Below are 552 nucleotides of genomic sequence, written 5' to 3' on the forward strand. Positions count from 1 at the left end.
GGTGTGGTGCGGGCCCGGATGGTCGGCGAGCCAGCGGGGTGTGTACATGAACTCCAGCAGGGCTTGTCGCGCGGCTCCGGAGTGGGGCTGGGCCAGTGCCTGGCGGACGTCGTCGCCGCGTTCGATGCCGTGCGGGCCGCCGGGTGAGGTGCAGCCCAGGACCAGGGCGCGGACTCAGCGCGGGTGGCGGGCGGCGAGTTGCTGGGCGACACGCCCACCCATGGACGTGCCGTAGACGTCGGCCCGCTCGATGCCGAGGTCGTCGAGGACGGCGATGACGTCCTGGGCGAACAGTTCGGTGCTGTGGGGCGTATCGGGCTTGTCACTGTCGCCGGTGCCCCGGTAGTCGAGGGTCAGGGTGCTGCGTGCGGGGTGGAAGTCGGCGCGCACCGTCTCCCACCAAAGGTGGCTGTTGGCCTGCCCAGCCAGCAGGATGAGCGGCACACCCTCGCCTTCGACCTGGTAGGCGATGCGGGTCCCGTCGGGTGCCGTCGCGTAGGGCATCGGCTGGTCTCCTCAACTCCGTGGGCGGGCGCAGCACTTCGGGAAGCG

1 pseudogene is annotated in these 552 nt (G+C 71.4%); it reads right to left on the minus strand.

Features of this window, described 5'->3' with window-relative positions:
• Window positions 1–504: pseudogene (locus KUM32_RS32210) on the minus strand (alpha/beta fold hydrolase); the annotation flags it as partial.
• Window positions 505–552 lie beyond the last annotated feature (48 nt).

The organism is Streptomyces sp. AC627_RSS907, from assembly GCF_019049165.1.